We start from the raw sequence: 18603 nt of genomic DNA, 5'->3' as shown, positions 1-18603 counted from the left end.
CTTCAGCCGCTGAGCGACCGGTGGTCGGGGAATCGCCCGTCACGGGCACCGGACGGCGTGACGCCCTCGGTGAACGCCGTGCGGGCGAAGGTCTCCAGGACGGGTGACAGTTCCAGGAGTCGTTCCGGCAGCATGTACTGGTCGAAGATCCCGGGGCCGATGTTGGCCAGAGCGATCTGCCCCAGTCTCCGGTCGAGCACCTCGACCGGGTCCACGGCATGGTCGCCGAGGAGCCGGCGGAGTTCGGCGCCCGCCAGCCATGCGGTGATCCACAGGCTGATGACGATGTCGGGCCGCAGATCAGGTTGGGCGCGGTGCAGATCCGCCGACCGGCGTGCCGCCGTGCGTTGCAGTGCGGGCACATCCACGTCTCGCCGCCGCAGCGTCTCGAGCAGGCCGCGCTGCGACCAGCCCGAGACGCTGCCGGGGTCCCGTTCCAGGTAGTACGGCCTTCCGTACGAGCGTGAGAAGCAGGGCAGCAGGTCCACCCGGGCGTCGACCACCGGCGCGGTGTCGCTGTGGGGTGCGGTGGAGTAGCAGGCGGCCAGCCGCAGGCCCATCGGGGTATTGCCGGTGAGACTCACCTCGGTCGCGTGCTGGACCAGATTCGGGACGGTCACGTACTCGGGAACCCCGAGCCGGCGCAGCACGCCGGCGATCATGACGTCGTCCTGCGGAACCTCCGGTCTCTCCCTAGCCAGTTCACGGGCCGCCTCCGCCGGCAGAACGAGTCCGATACAGGGTGTGTACGGGTCGCACACCTCGGCGAAGGACTGTCCGAGCCAGGCCGCGAGGTGGACGGCGGACGACGTGGCCGAAGCCCATTCCGTGTAGAGGCTGATCGCGGCGGCCGGCCGCTCACCGACCCTACGCAGTACACGTTCCCGCAGGTCCGCGACGGGGACGGCATCGTCCTGAAGGACCAGGTGGTGGGTGGCCTCGGGGGCCACTGCCCCCCATGCGAGCACCGCGGTCCTCGCCGAACAGGAGCCGGGGCCGTAGGGGTCGGGATCCTCGACGACCTGGAGGCTCAACTCCGGAAGGCTGTCCCTGAGTGCGAGGGCTCTCGCCCTGCGGGCGGGGTGGGTCATGATCGCCGCGGAGAGTCCGATGGGGGAAGTCATGGCGTCGTACCCGCCTCGGACAGGTCCTCGTCGCGCATGCGCAGCAGGTCGGAGTACCGGCCGGGCGTGGTACGGAGTTCGCCATGAGTGCCGTTCTCCGCGACGATCCCTTCCGCGAGAACCACCACCCGGTCGGTGTCCTTGACTCCGGACAGCCGGTGGCTGATGACGACCGTGGTCCGGTTGCCCCGCAGTTCCTCCAGTGCTGCCTGCACCGTTCGTGCGGTCGCCCAGTCCAGAGCGCTCGTCACCTCGTCGAGCACGACGACGGGGGCGTCCGACAGCAGTGCGCGGGCCAGCCCGAGCCGCTGGCGTTCGCCGCCGGAGAGCTGGTAGCCCCTTTCGCCGACCGAGGTGTCCAGTCCCTCGGGGAAGGAGGAGACGAGATCGTCGAGAGCCAGTCGGGACAGCACCTCACGCAGTTCGGCCTCGGTGGCACCAGGGCGGGCGAGGAGGAGGTTGTCCCGGAAGGAGGCGTTGAAGATCCCGGGCTCCTGGGGTACCAGCAGGACCGTCTCGGACGGCTTGCCATCGCCGCCCGACACCCGGACCGTACCGGCGCCGGGCTCCAGCAGTCCCGCTACGAGGTAGCCCAGGGTGCTCTTTCCGGAGCCGGTCGAACCCACGATCATGGTGGTGGAACCGGCGGGGAAGTCCAGGTCGATCCCGCGCAGTGTGCTCCTGCCGCTCTCCGGATAGCGGTAGGAGACCTCGCGCAGCGTGATGCCGACCGCGGGTACCCGGGCCCCGGTGTGCGGGATCCGCGGCGCGGGCAGGGCCGCCGTCGGTCCGAGGTCGATGTACTCGAAGATCCGGTCGAAGTGCGCCAGTGAGCGCCGCACGGACGTGCTCAGGCCGAGCAGTGCCTGGATCGGCTGCGCGAGCTGGAGTTGCAGCACGACCAGCACGATCGCGGTGCCGATCGACAGGCTGGTGAAGCCGCCGCCCGCCATCCAGTAGACCACCGGCGGGATCACCGCGAAGGAGACGCCGATGATCGACTCCGCGCTGGTCGCCATGGAACGCTCACGGATCGTCAGGTCGGCGATGGCCGACGACGACGCCCGGAACCGGTCCCGCTGGCCGTCCCAGCAGCGCAGCGTACGTCCCATGAGGACACCGGGCAGGGAGAGGTGCTCGCCGGTCAGGCGCATCATCTCCGATGTGTGCTCCTGTGCCTCGACAGCCAGGAGCCGTTGCCGTTCGGCGTAGCGCTGGTTCATGATGACCAGCCCCAGTGTGAGACCGATCGCCACCAGGGCGACGGGCCAGCTGAGGATGAACATGGCGGTCCCGATGGTGATCACCATGGTCAGTGACCCGAGCGCGCGCTGGGCGGTGAAGGTGATCACGTCGGAGATGCCGCCGATGTCGCTGGCCAGCCGTGTCTGCACCTCTGCCCCCGACCGGCCGGCGTGGAAGGTGATCGGCATCGACTGCACCCGCTCGTACACATCCACCCGCAGATCGTGGACCACCCCGAGTCCGATCGAGTTCGTCAACCGGCTCTGCAGGTAGAAGAAGCCGCTCTGGGCGATCCCCACGCCGAGCATGCCCAGACACATCCACATCAGCAGCTCCCGGTCGCGCTGGGGCACCGCCTCGTCGACGATGACGCGGAGGAACAGCGGCCCGCTGATCCCGAGCGCCGTGGACAGCACGACGGTCAGCAGGGACAGCGCGAAGCCGGCCTTGTGCGCGGCGAATCGCCGTAGTACGCGCCGGCCGAGAGCGCGTATCTGTATCCGTTCGGTGTCACTCACGGTCCGGACTCCTGCGGGGCTTCGGCGGGATGCCCGAGCACCAGGGTGAAAAGGTGCCTCGCCGGTGTACCGGTGTACCGGCGCACGATGCGGGTCACCTCGGGTGAGGAACGGCCGTACACGCTGCCGCCGAGACCCGCCGCGACCGCCGACAGCCAGGCGTTGTAGCCGAACGCCGACGCCCGCAGGAGCGCCCGCCCGTAGTCCGAGCCGGTGTCGTCGGACCCGGTGTCGGGGTCGGTGTCGATGTCGTCGGTGATCTGCGCGCAGATCAGGATCGTTACCGGGGCCGGGGCGTAACGCGTGGCGAGCAGGGCCGGTTCGGGGCTGTCGCCGCGGTCGGTGAACTCCCCCGCCGTGGTCTGTCCCGCCGTGGACCGCCGCGAGATGTACTGGCGCAGCCGCGCTCCCGAGGTACCTGTCACGCCGCTGACGAGCCATGCCTGCGGGGTGGTCGCGGCCGTACCGTGCGGCCACATCTGCCGGTCGGTCGACGTGGCCAGATCCAGAAGGGTGGCGAGGTCGGTGTCGGGCACCGGGTCCTGCCGGAACCGGCGGACCGATCGACGGGCTGTCAGCACGTCGTGGAGCGGCACGCTCCGAGAGATCCGGGAGGCCGGGGAGGTCCGGGAGGGGTCCTGGGCCGACGGCCCGCCCGGAGGGGTGCGCTCGTCGGGGCGGTCGGCGGGGGCGAGGGCACGCTTCGCCAGCGACCACAGGTCGGTCTCATTGATCAGGGGCATCGCGCGCTCCGCGGGGTCCACAGGCCGGCCACGGCCATGACCTGTTCGTCTTCCTTGAGTTCCAGCAACGTCGGCAGCGTCGGCTGCCAGCGGTCGTTCAGAGTGACGCGTGCTCCGCTGTCGGTGGCCACCGCGTGCAGTTGCGCGAGGGCGCACCCGGCGTCGAGGTGCCCCAGCCGGATCCCGAAGGTGCTGTACTTGAGCTTCAGTCTCCAGAGCGCGCCGACGACGACCAGAACGACGTCCGGAGTGTCCGTGATCCCGGTCGCGTCGAGCATGGACCGCCAGAGGCCGGGCCCGTGGGTCCGACGGGTGACGAGGAGCCGGTGGGCGATGTCGTCGTACTTCAGGAGGGTGTGCGCGGGCAGCCCGGAGACCGTGTCCGCGCACATCAGATACAGCTCGACCGACGCGAGGTCTCCCCCGGACGCGGTCCACCTGCGGGGTCCGCCGTCCCCGCGCCGTCCCGCCACCATCGCCGCCAGGTCGGCGACGAATGCCGCGTCGGCGGTCCCCACCGTCCCGGACGGGCCCGCCTCGGACACGGCCGGCACCTCGTCACCGGTCGGGGCGGCGGACGCGGTCGCCGGTGGCGGAGGCAGTGGTATCACCGGTGCGGTGGGGAACGACTCGCGTTCCTTGCCCAGCGCCGTCAGGCGCTTCTCCCGGCCGGCGGTGACCGGAGGCTGAGGCCGGTCGGCGAGCGGTTGCGCGGCGACGACGTCCTCGTACGCCTCCAGTACGGTTGCACGCTCTCCCGAGCGGCGGGACGTCGTCGCGCACGATGTGCAGTCGGCCTCGGCTGAGACCGCGTACCGCACCGCGGTGGAGTCCGGCAGGGTCCAGCGGACGAGAGCCTGACTGGTGCGCATGCTGTCGACGTCGGCCAGGTAGGCCAGCGCTTCGCCCACCACGAGTCCGGCGGCGACCGTCCCCGTGGCGGTGTCGGCCGGGGCCGGCTGTTCGCTTCCGAACTCCGCGAGGTAGCCGCTGGTGAAGCAGCGTCGGCACAGCGTCGCCCGCGGATGCACCAGCGGACCGAGGTCGACCTGCCCCTGGTGCGCCGCGTAGTGCAGTACCGCGATGTCGCGGGCCGCGCAGTCGTCGGTGAAGCTGTCCGTGCCGTCATCGTGGCGGGGCGGGCCGTACAGCACCACGAGGCTGCCCGCCGCTTCCCGCAGGCTGTCGAGCACCTCGTTCCCGACCCCGGCCGGCGTGGACGCGCTGTGGACTGTTCCGACGCCGCTCATCGCCAGGTCGTCGCGGACGGCTTCCGTGTGCCCCGGTGGGGCGACGATCAGCACCGCGCATCGCGACAGGCGTTCCAGTACCTCGGAGGCGTCGCGGAACGTGGCCGAGGAACCAGCGGTCTGTTCCAGGTAGTCGACGACGCCGGCCGCCAGCGGCTTCGGCGATGAGACCTCCCCGGAGAGGACGAGGCCCTGCTTCACCAGCAGTGCCACGGCCTGGGCCACCGCCTCGTACGGAAGGTCCGTCGCTTCGGCGAGGTCGCCGACCGTGCGGCGTCCGTCCATCGCCGACGCGATCGGCAGCAGGAGCCGGAGGGCGTCCCCACCGCCGATCCTCTTGCGGATCTGTCCGGCCGAGAAGACGACCTGGCCGTCGGCGGCGGAGACCGCCACCCCACCGCGCAACCGGGGCCGGAGGCCGCCTGCGGGGAAACTATCGGTGCTCGTCATGAGTGACGCCTCCCACGGTACGGAACAGGTGATCGAGCTGTCGCGACATGAGCGTGCGTTCGGTCTCGTCGCCGCAGTGCGGGCAGCCGTGGCAGCCGATCACCTGGTCCGAGCGGACCGCCGCCGTGCGGAGATCGACGGTGACCACCCGCCCGCGAACCTGCTCGGCCAGCGACAGGCTCAGCAGCCCCGCGGCGATGCGCGCCTGATGCGGCAGGACCCCGGCCGCCGCCTCGACGCCGAGTCCTTCCTCCGCCGACGCGGGGGCCGATGTGTGCGAACAGTCCGGTGCGTGGGCGTGTCCGTGGTTGTGCTCGTGCGTGTGCTCGTGCTCGTGCCCGGGTGCGGGTTTCCGGAGGGGAGCCGGCTTGTCGGCGTGCTGGTCCTCACGCGCGTAGAAGCAGTCCAGGCATGGGCCGGCCGCAGGATCGAAGTACGGTCCCACTCGGATGACGGGGTGATCGAACTCCACCAGGAGCCACGGCTTTCCCGCCTCGGAGGCCACCTGCCGGAATCGGCGTGCCAACCGCCGGGCTGGACGGTCCAGTACCAGCACGGCTGCATCGGCATCGACGAGCATGTCGCAGGTGATCTCCGGACCGACCTGGGTGACGGCCAGGCCCGAGATCTCCGGCAGCAGTTCGGACGCCCGGGCGCCGAAAGCCCCGGTACCGAGGACGGACAGACGGGTCAGGCGAACGGCTGCGGACACGGGTTCAACTCCTCGACAGGCAGTACGCGATATCCCATCGCCGCGGGGGCGGAGTAGAGCCGGGGATGTGCGTGATACTGGGCGAGCGGCACGAGGGACATGGGCTGGAGGTCCGGGATGACCACGGTCGCCGAGTGCAGTCCGACCGAGGCGAGTTCCGTCGTCGTCCGGTCCACGGCGATCACCGCCATGTCCAGCTCGGCGAACCTCCGGACAGCGCGGGTCAGCCCCTCAGTGGCATCGGCGGCGTAACGGCCGCGATCCTGGAACGAGGGCCGGTCGGGGTGGTCATCGGTGAGGAATGCGAAGTGCGGGGCGTTCTCCGGCTTGCCCGTGTACTTCGCGCCGTCCGAGATATCGGTGTAGTCGGCGAAGGACTCGGGCTCCTCCCACTCCACATGCAGCGAATCACGGAAGCAGGTGACTTCCAGCAACGCCTTGTACGCGGCATCCTGAATGGTGAGCCCGGTACCGCACCCGACCATGGTGCGTATCGTCTGGTCATGCGGTGCGGTCTGCATGCAGTACACCGTGGGTACACCGATGTCACTGGTGGCATCCAGCAGCACGGTGTCGAGGAAGCGATCGTGCGCCCACTCGACCACGGTGAGTTCCCGCTCGTCCAGCACGTCGAAAGGAATGTGCGGCAGCGGCAGCTTCTGTAGCCACAGAACGGCGATCATGTCCCGCTCGACGACCTCGCTCAGGCCGCCGAAGACAGCACTCGCGGGATCGGTGTGCACGGCGCAGCCCGTCGAGATGCTCGCCACGAAGCGCTCGGCCGGGAGACGGCGCCCCGACCGGTAGGCCGCCATGGAGAGCGGCAGCCAGGTGGGGTCTCCGTCCCGGAGATCCACCCCCCGCACCCACCTGATCGGCGCGGCCGGATCGAAGGGGACGAGCGGGCACCGCGGATGCGCGTACTCCGCGTCGGACAGACGCGGAACCCGCGACCAGTCGAGCACCCTGCCATCGAGATCGTGCGCGGCGGCGGTCACTACGCCCTCCGTGCCGAACTGCGCCCCCGAGTAGCGCTCGCATCCCTCGGCGATGGCGAGCAGGCGTGCCCTGTCCTTGTCTCCCAGCGCATGCCCTCCGGCCACGACCCGGTCGTCCGGGCGTGCCTCGAAGCCCGGGAAGCCGCTGCCGAGATCGACCCCGTAGGAGCTCAGCTCCGGCAGACCTCGATAGCGGGACGGGGAGAGGTCGAAGGCGTCCCCGACGACGCCGTAGCGCGAGAGAAGCGGATCAAGCTGTTTCATGTTCACGTCATTCAGGTCAGGCAAGGAACACCGTGGTTCCTTGTCCGGGTGGCACCCGCCGACGGGTACCACCGCCGGCGGGCCGAGTCGCTACCTACCGCCTCGACCGGCGGGGTCGGCCGGGGACGGCACTAGCAGCACGCGCTGCCACACGTGGCGCACTTCCAGCCGCCGCTCATGCAGTTCAGGCCGCAGCCGACACAGCCGGCACAGTTACAGCCGTTACCACCGCAGTCCGTGAGGATGCGCGAGGGGTCCGCCGGGCCCGCGATCAGATCGCGTACGAGGTCCTCCCAGGACTCATCGGCATCGCCGACGACGAGGTCGACCGCTCCTCCTGGCGTGGGATCGGTATCAAGCATCTGCTCTTCCCTTCTCTCGCGAATACACGTCATCTCCCGCGCGAGATCGGCCGATCTGCGCGCCGGAGTCAGGCTCAACCTAGGGTCGCTGATCACTTTTCACGCTCAAGAAAGTGTGAAGGAAATATGAGACAACAGGCAGCTGAGTCTTCAACTCTCGTGCTTGCGGAGGATTGTGACGGCCCATCAGATGATCACCGGAGGGCGTCGCGACTGTTTGACCTGATGGGAGGCGAGAGCGGGCGCAGATTGGTTCGAAAAAGAGACGAACCACGGAGCGCGTCAGAGGTCACGCCGACTCCGGACCGGATCCGGCAACGCCGGATTCCAGCCTCGCGGCCGCGTTTCTGCGGGTCTCCGCGCGCCCCTTTGACGTCCTGCGGGCGCCACCTCGACGGCGGTACTCCGAGAATCCGGCGTACGGGGCCGGCCCTGCGGCCTTCGGCACGCGGGAAGTGTTCCGTCGAGTTCCGTCGAGCTGTGCACCGCCGGGGCTCGCCCTGGAGGCGAACGTGACACGACGCTCGCCGAGCGGGAGGTCCACACCGCTGTACCACCCTCATCGGAGCCCAGCTGGTTGACAGGAAATCAGCGGCGGACCCGGCGCGAAGCGTTCCGTCGAGGAGCCGTTGCAACGGATCTACAGCGCGACCGGGGTAGAGAAGGGACGGACTTGCTCAGCCGCGTGCGGAATGGGTCACGCGATGGAGACCTCCGCGACTGTGCGGGCACTCCTGCGCATGGCCCATCCGGTCATCCCCGCACCAGAAGGAGTGATGGCTCGTGACGGAGGCGAAAAGCGTCCAGCTCGATGGCCTCCAGCGGCAAGACGAGTGGATCCTGGGCTCCGCTCTGCCGGGAACCGCTGTCTGGATCTGCCGTCGATCACACCGCACGCGCCCCCGCTCTTCCTCTCAACGAGCGTTTCGATGCCCTGTCAGCGGGCTTGCTCCGTGTCCTCTGGTGTGCGGTCGGTGTGCCGATCGCGGTAGGACCGGGCGAGGTGTTGCTGCAGCCGGACGTGGCGGAACTGATAGACGGCACCGGCTTGGCGCAGCACGCCCCGTTGGTAGGCGTCCTCCAGGAAGGCGGCCGTGTCCCAGGGCAGTCTGCGCGTCATCGGCAGCCAGACCCGGGATGATGTCAGCCACTGTCCCCATGCGGTGAACACGAGCACATAGGCCGTTGCCCCGCCCAGTCCTCCGGTCGCCCCGAGGAGAGCAGCTCCATGCAGCGGCCAGAGCAGTGTTCCCAGCAGCCCTTGGAACAGGTGGACCACGGCGTACCCGCACAGGACAACCCCGAGACCGAGTGCCGGAACGAGCACGAGGAGCTGTCGGCCCGCCGCCGTACGGTCGACGGACAGCAGCCGGATCGGCGTGGCCGCGGCGGTGATGTCCATGGGTGCTTCGAACACTGCCAGGAGTCCGAAGACCAGCCCGGCCGTCAGGCCGATGATCAGCCCGTAGAGCAGGGTGTTGATGAGCACGATCTTCAACAGCTGTGTGTGCGTCAGCGTGAACTCGGTCCCCAGCACACTCACCAGGGCGACCGCCCAGCTGTACCCGACTCCCAGCACAGAGCCCCCCAGCAGCATGAAGCCGAAACGGGTGAAGAAGGTGCGGACGGGTCTCCGCTCGGTCCGGTGGTCCGCGGCGGACATTCTGAGCCGCACCCGGGACGGAACGGCGGTGGTTCGGCCGGACACGGCCAGTACCGCGTACGTGACGCCGAAAGCGGCGCCGGAGCACACCCCGACCAGCAGTCCGTACGACACGGACGGTCCCAGCCCTGTCGGCTCGACGAGCCCGGAGGCGGTGACAAGCAGCTGCACGAGCCAGGTGGCCAGGGCCATGCACAGCGTGGAGACCAGCACGGTGTGCAGGATGCGTGTGGAAACCCGCAGGTCCTGACTGAGCCGCCACCATGCGAGGTCCTGTTGGTCGTGCGCGCCCTGGCTCAGAGTGTGCGCCAGATAGCCGAGCCAGCGCTGGGCCTGATCCGGGTCCCGGTTCCGCTGCCTGCGGTCGGCGTCGAACCGTTCAAGAGCGCGGTGCCGGTAGACCGTGGGTACGAAGCCCGCCAGCAGGTGTTCTTCAAGGTGGCCAGCAGTGGGAAAGCGTGCGGTGCTGAGCAGTTCCTCCGGATTCTTCCCGGGTGCTTCGCTGTACATCGTCCGCGCCAGAATGACCATCAAAGGGGTGCGCAACACCTTGGCGAGCTGGGTGCTCGCCGGCGTGTCATGGACCCGCAGCCGCTTCAGGACGGCCTCCCACACGCCCGCCCCACCGCCCTCGCCACCGTGAGCGACGAGCCGGTCTGTCCGGGGGAGATACGCGGTCAGGTCCTCGATGGTGAGGTCGGTGAGTTCGATGCCGGCGGCCCACACCAGCGGTGCGTGCACCGCGCGGACCGCACGGGCGTACTCGTCCCGGCGGCTGGTCAGGACCAGCGGAAGAGAAGTGGCGTTGAGCGCTTCGAGCGCCGTTGCACGCAGGGCTTCCGCGATCTCGTCGAACCCGTCCAGTACGGGCAGTATCAGGTCGGCGTCGACCAGCGCGGCGGCGAGCGTCGAGCCACTGGGCATCCGGCGGGCCAGGTGCGGATGATCCCGTAGGAGCAGGCCGACCAGGAGGTCCCGCAACGTGGTGGTGGCCGGGTCCCACGCCCCGATGCTGAAGATCACCGGTACCCGATCCGGGGCGGCGGGAGCCGCGAGGAGGTCGAGGGCGAACTTGATGGCCAGCACCGACTTTCCGGAGCCGGCCCGGCCGAGTATCACCAGCCTCCTGGAGGCGATGCTCCGGTAGGTCTCGACCACGCTCCGCAGGTCGCCACTCAGATGCAGGTCATGGGGCGTGGCTCCGGGTTGCAGGCGCTGGATGTTCTCCGGGCGATCCATCAGCTCAGCCGGAACCGGCTGCCATCGCACGGGGAGCGGAAAGGGATCGTGGACGCGGCGGTGCCCCTCCTCACGTTGCCAGCGACGCCTGACCTCGCGGGCCAGCGAGGCGGCGGCGTCGTCGAGCCCACCGGCCGGCGGACCGGCAGGCGCGGTCGGTGCCGGTTCCGGTTCCGGCGGATCGACGGCCGTTGCCTCCTGTGCCCTGTCCAGGGTGTCCGTGAGCTGCCGCCGCTCCTCCGTCCCGACCTCAAGGGCGTCCGCCAGCAGGTGCAGTGTCCTCAGCCGGTGGTCGGTGGATCTGCCCGTCTCCAGCCTGCGAATAGTGCGCACACTCACCGTGGACCGCTCCGCCAGCTGCTCTTGCGTGAGGCGGGCGCGCTTGCGTAATCGGCGTAGGAGCGCGCCTTGTTCGTCCGTCAATCAGGGCTCCGAGCTCGCACGGGTACCTAGGACCAGCTAGAGCGTAGCGTGACGACCGGCCACACATGGCCGGTCTCCTGGCCTGTTCCCTGAGCTGCGCGAACGCCACCGTTGTGGAGCCGGCGGCATCGCCGGTCCCATCACACAGAGGAGACGCCAGGTTGAGATCTCTGACGCCCCGCGGCCTTCGCACCATCGGCGTACTGCTCGCGGCCCTGGTACCGATCGCTCTCATCGGCCCCGTCGCCCGGGCGGACGCCCCCGCCGTTCCCGACTTCACCGACGGCTTCGGCCTGACAGAGGTCGCCGATGCGACCGAGGTGCACTCCAGCACCGACTTCACGATCACCGTGACCACCCCTCAGGTGTCCGGCCCTCATAAGATCCGCGTCTTCCTCCCCCGCGGATATTCCGCCGACCCGGACAGGCGGTGGCCCGTCACGTACTTCCTGCACGGAGGCGGCGGCAACGTGAACGACGCGGTGGCCGCCCCCGCCCTGCGCTCCGACGAGATGATCACCGTCGTCCCCGACGGAGGCCTCAAGGGCTGGTACACCGACTGGCTGATGCAGCACACCGCGGTGGGAGCGGCCAAGTGGGAGACCTTCCACCTGGAGCAGGTCATCCCCTACATCGACGCCAACCTGCGCACCGTTCGCGACCGCGCGCACCGCGCAGTGGTGGGTCTGTCCATGGGGGGCTCCGGCGCCCTCCACTACGCCCAGGCCCGGCCCGATCTGTTCGGCCACGCGGCTTCGCTGTCCGGAGGGATCGACTTCGCCATGGCCGAGGTCCGCGCGGCGGTCCTGGCCACAGAGCTCAACCTCACGGGTGCCTGGTGCGCGGTGAGCAGTTCCTCCAGCTCGTCCGGCACCGGCGCGTGCACCGGCTACGGCCCGTACGTCGACAGCGACGCGGTCTTCGGCTCGCCGTACCCGATTCTGGGCGCCGACCGCCTCTGGAACGCCTACGATCCCGCCGCTCCGGCCAACCTCTCCAAGCTCCACGACACCGAGGTCACGCTCTACACCGGTGACCGGGGCCTGATCGACGCCCGCACCGCGACTGCTGCCGCTACCGTGAAGGCCCGTCTGGACCGCCTCGGCATCCCCGGCAGACTCGTCGACTACGGCAACGGGGCATCGCTCTCCCCCACGTGCGACGGCGGCCACAACTACGGCTGCTGGGCCCCCGCGTTCGCGGACTACGTCCCACGTCTGGAAGCCGCCTTCGCAACAGCGGCAACGAACTGACATCGCAGTGACCTTTCTCCAAGGAGTGGACACCATGGTGATCAAACGGAACAGCACGAAACTCTCCCTCGTGGTCGGCGCCGTGTGCGCGACGATGCTGACGCTGGCGGCCCCGGCGGCGCACGCCGGGACTGCCGAGGACGATCACACCGCAACCCTCGCGGCGCTCAAGGCGTTCCAGGCAAGCGCAGGCCCGGGCGCCGCGATCCACGCCGGGGGCCCCGGTCAGTCCTGGACCCTGTCGGCGGGCACGGGGACCATCAACAGCGTCCGACCCATCCGGCCGGACGAGCACTTCCGCATCGGCAGCCAGACCAAGACCTTCACCGCGGTGGTCCTGCTGCAACTGGTCGACGAGGGCAAGGTCTCGCTGGATACGCCCATCGCGGACTACCTGCCCGGTGTGGTCACCGGCAACGGCTACGACGGCACCCGGATCACCGTGCGCCATCTGCTGCAGCACACCGGCGGCCTCGCCGCGTTCAACCCGCAGGTGGTCATCGACAAGCCCGTATCCAACCCGGACGGCACATACGCACTGGCCGAGTTGGTGCGCAAGGGGCTGAGCTTCGCACCGGTCTCCGCACCCGGGGCCGGCTTCACCTACTCCAACACCAACTATCTGATCCTCGGCATGCTGGTCGAGAAGGTGACGGGGCAGCCGGTGCACGAGACCGTCACCAAGCGCGTCATCGAACCGCTGGGCCTGAGCCGAACCGTCTTCCCCGCCCCCGGCGACCGCGCCCTGCCGACCCCGGCCGTCAACGGCTATCACGGGTTGCGCGTCGGGAGCTTCTACTTCTGGACGCCCGCCCTCACCTACGACCCGTCCCTCTTCAGCAGCGCGGGAGCGATGATCTCGACACTGAAGGACGTCACCGCCTTCTACCAGGCACTGGTCGCGGGCAAGGTCGTCTCGGCCGCGGGCCTGGCCGAGATGCAGAAGGTGCGGGAGGCCGAACCCGGTGTCAGCGCCGGCCTCGGCATCCACAGGAACGAGCTGTCCTGCGGCATCGTGGCCTGGGGCCACAGCGGCGGGGTGCCTGGCTACACGTCGAAGACCCTGGTCGCCGAGAACGGCCGGCACGCATCCGTCGTGACCAACGCGCTGTTCCAGGTCAACCCACCGGTCGGCCAGCTGCGCGAACTCCTGGACACGGCTCTGTGCGAGGACACGGCGCAGCGCTCCTGACCGCGCGCCCGCTCCGTGCGGAGCGGCACCGGGTGGGGAACGGTTCGGCCGTTCCCCACCCCTTCCCACGGCTCGCTGTGTCCGCCGGCCAGGCCCTGGCCGCTCCTCCGACGAGCGGGCGCCGCCCTCCATGGCCGCGCGGGGCCGGTCTTTCATCACTGACCCCGTCGGCCGGCCCTCCAGCCCGTATCCGTCCACACCGAGGCCGGTGTGACACCACCCGCCCATCCTTCCCGTCACGTCACGTCAAGGAGCCGACATGGCATACCGCTACCGGTGCGGCGAATGTGGTTTCTCCACACGGTGGACCACCCAGTCCGAGGCCGAGGACCTCTCGGTCGCCCACTATGCCGACCGCCACCCCCGTCTCGTTCCGGGCGGCAGCGTCGAGACCAACCGGAAGAACCCCCAATCCAGCGGCTGCCTCCCGCTGATCGGCATCGCACTTCTCCTGCTCCTGATCATCGCCTCGTGCCGGTGGTAGGCGACCGGCTGTCGGCCCTACGGGCTACCGACCGACCGAAGGGAACGACATGACCGAGCCGACTCCCACGCAAGGATCGGCGGCGCTTTTGCTGGCCATACAGCGGCATTCCGCAGGCAGGTGTCGGATCCAGGTCCCCGAACGCACCGCAGCGGACTGGAGAATGCCGGTCACCGGCGTATTTTCCCGGACCGCGCGCCGTTAAGCCGTCGAGCGGGTGATGATTATTCGATGGTGTGGCCCCTGGACAGGCAGTAACGGGTCGTAACGTGCCAGGCGTTGGTTCACAGGGCGCCCTCGCGGAGACATCCGGTATCACATGGTGGGACGTCAACTGGTTCGCAGAATAGGAGACTTAGACATGAGCTCAGGGACGGGGCAATCTTTGGGCGCGGACGACCCGCGGCAGGCAGGGCCGTACCGGCTGGAAGCACGGCTGGGGCAAGGGGGCACGGGAGCGGTCTTTCTGGGGCGGGCCCGCAGCGGCCGCGCGGTCGCGGTGAAGGTGATCGCGCTGCAACTCGCCGGGGATGAGGCATTCCGGCGTCGGCTCGCCCAGGAGTTGGACGTGCTGGGGCGGGTCAGGGGGACAGGGTTGCCGGAGACAGTGGCCGCCGACCCCACAGCCGACCGGCCGTGGGTGGCATCCCAGTACGTCCCTGGTGCCTCACTCGCCGAAGCGGTGCGGGCGGCCGGTCCCCTTCCGTTCGACTCCGTAAGGGTGTTGGGCGCAGGACTGGCCGAGGCACTAGCCGCCCTGCACGGCGCGGGGCTGGTGCACACTGCGCTCCAGCCGCACAAGGTACTGCTCGCCACCGACGGGCCCAGGCTTACCTCTTTCGCTGCCGTCCGCGCGTTTGCCGCCGCCGATCCATCTCGCACAGTGAACGCGGTCGATGGCCGGTTTCTCGCTCCTGAGCAGGCTCGTGGTCACCACGCCGGACCGGAGTCGGACATCTTCGCGCTGGCCGGACTGCTGGTCCTGGCCCTCACCGGGCGCGCGCCGTTCAGAGATGGGCTGGGTACGGAAACACTACGGTCGATCATCGAGGACGACCCAGATCTCACAGCAGTACCGGAACCACTGCGCTCGCCACTCGCCGCTGCGCTGGCAAAGGACCCGGAACGACGGCCCGGCCCGGAGGTACTGGTTCGCCGGTTTGCCCCGTCCGCGGCGAGGGCCGTCGGCTGGCTGCCGCCGCCCCTGGCTGTGCAGGCGGCAGACTCGGCTGGGCAGCACTGGTCCCGGCGGCGGGCACTGCTCCTCGCCGTGGGCGGTGCCGGTGTGCTCGGTGTCGCAAGTACCGCGACCGTACTGTTGTCAGGCTCCGATGACGCGTCCGGAAGCAAGAAGCGGAGCGGAGCGAAGGCCCCCGGCAGCCTCGTGATGACCCCTTTAAGCACCCTTGATCTGGGGAAGTCTCAGCACGGCAGCCATATTGCGTACAGCCCGGACGGCAAGCGGCTCGCCATCACCTTGGAGGACCGAGTTACGGTCTGGGACGCCACTACCAACCGCAGGCTGAGCGATCTGGCTGCCGAGAACGCCATGGGTTCCACCGCCGTCGCCTTCGGCCGAGGTGGACTGCTAGCTCTCGGCTACAACCGCAAATTCGTCTTGCCCGATTTTGACAGCGACCTCGGCGGCATCACTGTCTGGGACAGCCGTGGCGACACGAGAAAGCCGATCGCACAATTGAAGTCGCCCAGCGAGAGCAAAAGTTTGCAGGGCATGACGGCAGTTGCGTTCAGCCCCGACGGAAGACTTGTGGCCGGGGCGCGCAATGCACAGGGCGCAATCGGTAAGGCGCAGGTGTGGGATGTCCGGAGTGAAAAGAAGGTGGCAGACCTGCTGATCGGCAGCGGCATGGGCAATAGAATGAGTGCCGCTCGTTCTCTTGCCTTCAGCCCTGATGGAAAGACCCTCGCCGTGGGCTGGGGGGTGGAGCTGAACGGGGGGGTGACCCTTTTCCGTACCAGCGACTGGCAGCAGGCGAGGGAGTTGCCGCTGAAGGAGACCGATGCCTTCGGAGTGACCTCACTCGCCTTCACCCCCGACGGCCGCACCCTCGCCGGGTCTTTCGGCGGACTGGCTCTGTGGGACGTACCGGTAGGTAGGCTCATCGCCCGCGTCGGCACGGCCAACGATGGGAACCAGACCCTCGCTGTCAGTCCGGACGGCCGTACGGTTGCGCTGGGTGGCGGGGGGCATGCCAGCGCCGGCAGGGTCGCGCTCTACGACCTACGCACTCGGAAGCAGAGGGTCACCGTGCCGTCCGGCCGCAGTGGAACTTCCGATCTGGCGTTCCATCCCGACGGGCGGACCCTCGCCGGGGCGGTGACGACGGCGAAGATGGTCAGTGCCGTACAACTGTGGACGCTGGAATGAGCGACCGGCAGAACGTGGACTCCCAGCTCGGCGCAGGGGACCCGCGACGGATCGGTTCTTACCGAACGGTGGCACGACTGGGCCGAGGCGGAATGGGGCAGGTGTATCTGGCCCGTTCGCCGGGTGGGCGGCCGGTTGCGGTGAAGGTCGTCGCGCCGGAATTGGCCGACGACCCCGAGTTCCGCCGTCGCTTCGCTCTGGAGACGGAGGCAGCCCGCCTGGTCGGTGGCTTCTACACGGCGCAGGTAGTGGAAGCGGCGCCGGATGACGCACGGCCCTGGCTGGTCACCGCGTACATCCCAGGCCCTTCCCTGCAACAGGCCGTGCAGGACTACGGCCCTCTCCCCTCGGACGCACTGCGAGTCCTTGGGTCCGGACTGGCGGAGGGGCTCGCTGCGATCCATCGCAGCGGGCTGGTGCACCGTGACCTCAAGCCCGGCAACGTGATCCTCGCCGAGGACGGGCCACGGGTGATCGACTTTGGTATCTCCCGCGCTCTCGACGGAGCCTCGGCCACCAGCTCCATCCTGGGCACGCCCGGGTACATGTCCCCTGAGCAGTGCCGGGGCGAGGAGACCGGACACGCCTCCGACATCTTCGCGTTCGGCTGTGTGCTGGTGTACGCGGTGAGCGGCCGCAGCCCGTACGGCGAGGGAAACGGGCTGGCTCTCCAGTACCGCACCGTCCACGGGAAACCTGATCTGGCAGGGGTTCCGGAGGAGTTGCTGCCTTTCCTGACGCGATGCCTGGACCACGACCCGGAACGACGACCTACGGTTGAGGAGGCCCTGGCCACATTCACGACCCCTGTCGGGGACGCCTCCTGGCTACCCGACCCGGTGAGAGCCATGATCGAGCACCGGCGTGCCCAGGCTGCACGGTTGCCTCCGGAGGAACCCTCCCGAGGAGCAGGGCGTAGGCGGCGAACCATCCTGGTCGCCGCCGCTGGGATGATGCTGGCGGGCGCAGGGGCGTGGACCGCGTCCGCCTGGCCCGACCGCGGCGAGGGGCCCCCGTCCACGACCCGCTCCATGAATCCCTGCGACGTGCTGGACAACAAGCTCATCCAAGATCATCAGCTCACCGACACCGGAAGCCCCGGAGGCTACGACAGCGGGGCGCTGCGGGTGCGGACCTGCAAGTGGGCAACTGCTGAGTTCGGCAGTGCCGAGGATGGCTACCAGGGGTACTACACGCTCGCCTACGGCCCGGCCTCCCTTGAGCTGGTCGAGCGGAACCGCCACCGCTACCCGGTCGATCTGAAGGGCCTCTCCGGAGCACAGGCATACGGAGACGCGTCCGAGTATCCGCATGCCTGTGAGGTCACCTGGCGTACGTCGTTCGGCCGGGCCACTGTCTATGCGGACCAGCCATCCACCTTGATCGGCGGCATGGGGTGCGACAACGTGGCCGACTTCGCAAGGTCGGTCTTCCCGAAGGCCCCCATGTAGTCCTCGGACCGGTACGGCCATCGCGCCTCTCCCCTTACCGCCATCTCAGCAGGAGAGGCCGAGCCCCGTACGCGCGCTGAGCGTGCCCAGCACCTGCCTGGCCCATTCGGTGCGCTCTGCCGCGCACGCCTCCAGACAGCGGAGCGCTGTTCTCTCTCCGTCGCCCTTGTCCGCCCTGCCACTGTCGGCGGCCAGCCGCCTTATCTCTTCCGCCGCCCGGCGGAACGCGGTGAAAGCGGGGTTCGTCCTCGGCTCGCTCATGCCCAGATGGGCAAGCTCCGTGAGACGCAGGCGCAGTTCGTCGGAGCAGCGCACAACGTCCTCATCGAACCGGGCGATGTCCAGACGGCTCTCCAGCGCGGCCTGGTAACCCCTGCGCAGGAGGTCCAGCCACTGGTCGGCGGCAGTCCGAGCGTTGACGTACCGGGCGATGTCGGCGGCGGCTCTGTCCTCCGTCCTCACCTCGCGCTCCAGTCGCTCCCGCCGCCGTTCCAGTTGGAGCGGGCCGAAGTAGGCAACCACGGCTCCCACCACCGTTCCAGCGGCGCCGCAGATCACCCCCAGCAGTGCCGTATCCATCTCCACCCCGTTCCGCCACAGCCGGGATCACCCAAAGCCGGTCGTCCTGAACCTGGTTCTCCTGTGGCCAGTTGCCGGAGCACACTAACCGATCCATCCCTCGTCCGGAGACACACTGAGTCTTCCGGCCCGCGGCGATGATGCCGGGTAGTTGACGGTGGTTCTCCCGAGCTCCAGCAGCACGTCGGCGTGGCGGGTGAAGGAGCACCCTTCCGCGTACCGCTAGGCACTGCCGAGTCGGGTGCTCCTGCGGCTGGGCGGCAG

At 69.1% G+C, this 18603-nt stretch carries 13 protein-coding genes; 5 read left to right on the top strand and 8 right to left on the bottom strand.

Annotated features, from left to right (window positions below; genetic code table 11):
- Positions 1-2: 2 nt before the first annotated feature.
- From OG245_RS35925 to OG245_RS35895, 7 genes are all read right to left on the bottom strand, one after another.
- Positions 3-1124: a hypothetical protein gene (locus tag OG245_RS35925; RefSeq protein WP_371627519.1), complete on the bottom strand. Its 1122-nt coding sequence runs from the start codon at positions 1122-1124 to the stop codon at positions 3-5.
- On the bottom strand, positions 1121-2887 hold the full coding sequence (locus tag OG245_RS35920; RefSeq protein WP_371627518.1) for an ABC transporter ATP-binding protein: 1767 nt from the start codon (positions 2885-2887) through the stop codon (positions 1121-1123). Before OG245_RS35920 ends, OG245_RS35925 begins: the two co-directional genes overlap by 4 nt.
- Entirely contained in the window at positions 2884-3630 is a 747-nt protein-coding gene (locus tag OG245_RS35915; RefSeq protein ID WP_371627517.1) for a nitroreductase family protein, read from the bottom strand. The genes OG245_RS35920 and OG245_RS35915 overlap by 4 nt, the downstream gene beginning before the upstream one ends.
- The gene (locus OG245_RS35910) at positions 3621-5330 is read right to left on the bottom strand and encodes a hypothetical protein (protein ID WP_371627516.1); all 1710 of its coding nucleotides are present in this window, start codon (positions 5328-5330) and stop codon (positions 3621-3623) included. The genes OG245_RS35915 and OG245_RS35910 overlap by 10 nt, the downstream gene beginning before the upstream one ends.
- Positions 5314-6042 carry a TOMM precursor leader peptide-binding protein gene (locus tag OG245_RS35905; RefSeq protein WP_371627515.1) on the bottom strand — a complete coding sequence of 243 codons (729 nt, stop codon included), beginning with the start codon at positions 6040-6042 and terminating at the stop codon, positions 5314-5316. Before OG245_RS35905 ends, OG245_RS35910 begins: the two co-directional genes overlap by 17 nt.
- Positions 6021-7304, bottom strand: a complete 1284-nt coding sequence (locus OG245_RS35900; RefSeq protein WP_371627514.1) for a YcaO-like family protein — start codon at positions 7302-7304, stop codon at positions 6021-6023. Before OG245_RS35900 ends, OG245_RS35905 begins: the two co-directional genes overlap by 22 nt.
- A 1299-nt stretch (positions 7305-8603) precedes the next feature.
- Entirely contained in the window at positions 8604-10991 is a 2388-nt protein-coding gene (locus OG245_RS35895) for a helix-turn-helix domain-containing protein (RefSeq protein WP_371627513.1), read from the bottom strand.
- A 161-nt stretch (positions 10992-11152) separates the two neighbouring features.
- Between OG245_RS35895 and OG245_RS35890 the strand changes: the two genes are divergently transcribed.
- The 5 genes from OG245_RS35890 (at position 11153) to OG245_RS35870 (ending at position 17760) form a co-directional block, all read left to right on the top strand.
- The gene (locus OG245_RS35890; RefSeq protein ID WP_371627512.1) at positions 11153-12244 is read left to right on the top strand and encodes an alpha/beta hydrolase; all 1092 of its coding nucleotides are present in this window, start codon (positions 11153-11155) and stop codon (positions 12242-12244) included.
- Between the two features lie 34 nt (positions 12245-12278).
- Positions 12279-13436 carry a serine hydrolase domain-containing protein gene (locus OG245_RS35885; RefSeq protein ID WP_371627511.1) on the top strand — a complete coding sequence of 386 codons (1158 nt, stop codon included), beginning with the start codon at positions 12279-12281 and terminating at the stop codon, positions 13434-13436.
- 259 nt (positions 13437-13695) lie between these two features.
- The gene (locus OG245_RS35880) at positions 13696-13920 is read left to right on the top strand and encodes a hypothetical protein (protein WP_371627510.1); all 225 of its coding nucleotides are present in this window, start codon (positions 13696-13698) and stop codon (positions 13918-13920) included.
- A 361-nt stretch (positions 13921-14281) separates the two neighbouring features.
- A complete protein-coding gene (locus OG245_RS35875; protein ID WP_371627509.1) occupies positions 14282-16309 on the top strand; it encodes a protein kinase family protein in 2028 nt (675 codons plus the stop codon).
- A complete protein-coding gene (locus OG245_RS35870; protein WP_371627508.1) occupies positions 16306-17760 on the top strand; it encodes a serine/threonine-protein kinase in 1455 nt (484 codons plus the stop codon). Before OG245_RS35875 ends, OG245_RS35870 begins: the two co-directional genes overlap by 4 nt.
- 45 nt (positions 17761-17805) lie before the next feature.
- On the opposite strand, the gene OG245_RS35865 is transcribed toward OG245_RS35870, so the two are convergent.
- Positions 17806-18339, bottom strand: coding sequence for a hypothetical protein (locus OG245_RS35865; protein WP_371627507.1), 534 nt, complete (start codon positions 18337-18339; stop codon positions 17806-17808).
- Between the last annotated feature and the right edge of the window lie 264 nt (positions 18340-18603).

The organism is Streptomyces sp. NBC_01116 (genome assembly GCF_041435495.1).
In the GTDB taxonomy this organism is placed as follows: Bacteria; Actinomycetota; Actinomycetes; order Streptomycetales; family Streptomycetaceae; genus Streptomyces.
The sequence above is the reverse complement of the archived record's forward strand: the minus strand, read 5'-3'. Positions and strand labels throughout refer to the sequence as shown.

Bases quoted from the DNA above. Each gene is read 5' to 3' on its own strand.
- OG245_RS35870 (WP_371627508.1), top strand. From the start codon at position 16,306: ATGAGCGACCGGCAGAACGTGGACTCCCAGCTCGGCGCAGGGGACCCG.
- OG245_RS35915 (WP_371627517.1), bottom strand. From the start codon at position 3,630: ATGCCCCTGATCAATGAGACCGACCTGTGGTCGCTGGCGAAGCGTGCC.
- OG245_RS35880 (WP_371627510.1), top strand. From the start codon at position 13,696: ATGGCATACCGCTACCGGTGCGGCGAATGTGGTTTCTCCACACGGTGG.
- OG245_RS35900 (WP_371627514.1), bottom strand. From the start codon at position 7,304: ATGAAACAGCTTGATCCGCTTCTCTCGCGCTACGGCGTCGTCGGGGAC.
- OG245_RS35875 (WP_371627509.1), top strand. From the start codon at position 14,282: ATGAGCTCAGGGACGGGGCAATCTTTGGGCGCGGACGACCCGCGGCAG.
- OG245_RS35885 (WP_371627511.1), top strand. From the start codon at position 12,279: ATGGTGATCAAACGGAACAGCACGAAACTCTCCCTCGTGGTCGGCGCC.
- OG245_RS35925 (WP_371627519.1), bottom strand. From the start codon at position 1,124: ATGACTTCCCCCATCGGACTCTCCGCGGCGATCATGACCCACCCCGCC.
- OG245_RS35865 (WP_371627507.1), bottom strand. From the start codon at position 18,339: ATGGATACGGCACTGCTGGGGGTGATCTGCGGCGCCGCTGGAACGGTG.
- OG245_RS35910 (WP_371627516.1), bottom strand. From the start codon at position 5,330: ATGACGAGCACCGATAGTTTCCCCGCAGGCGGCCTCCGGCCCCGGTTG.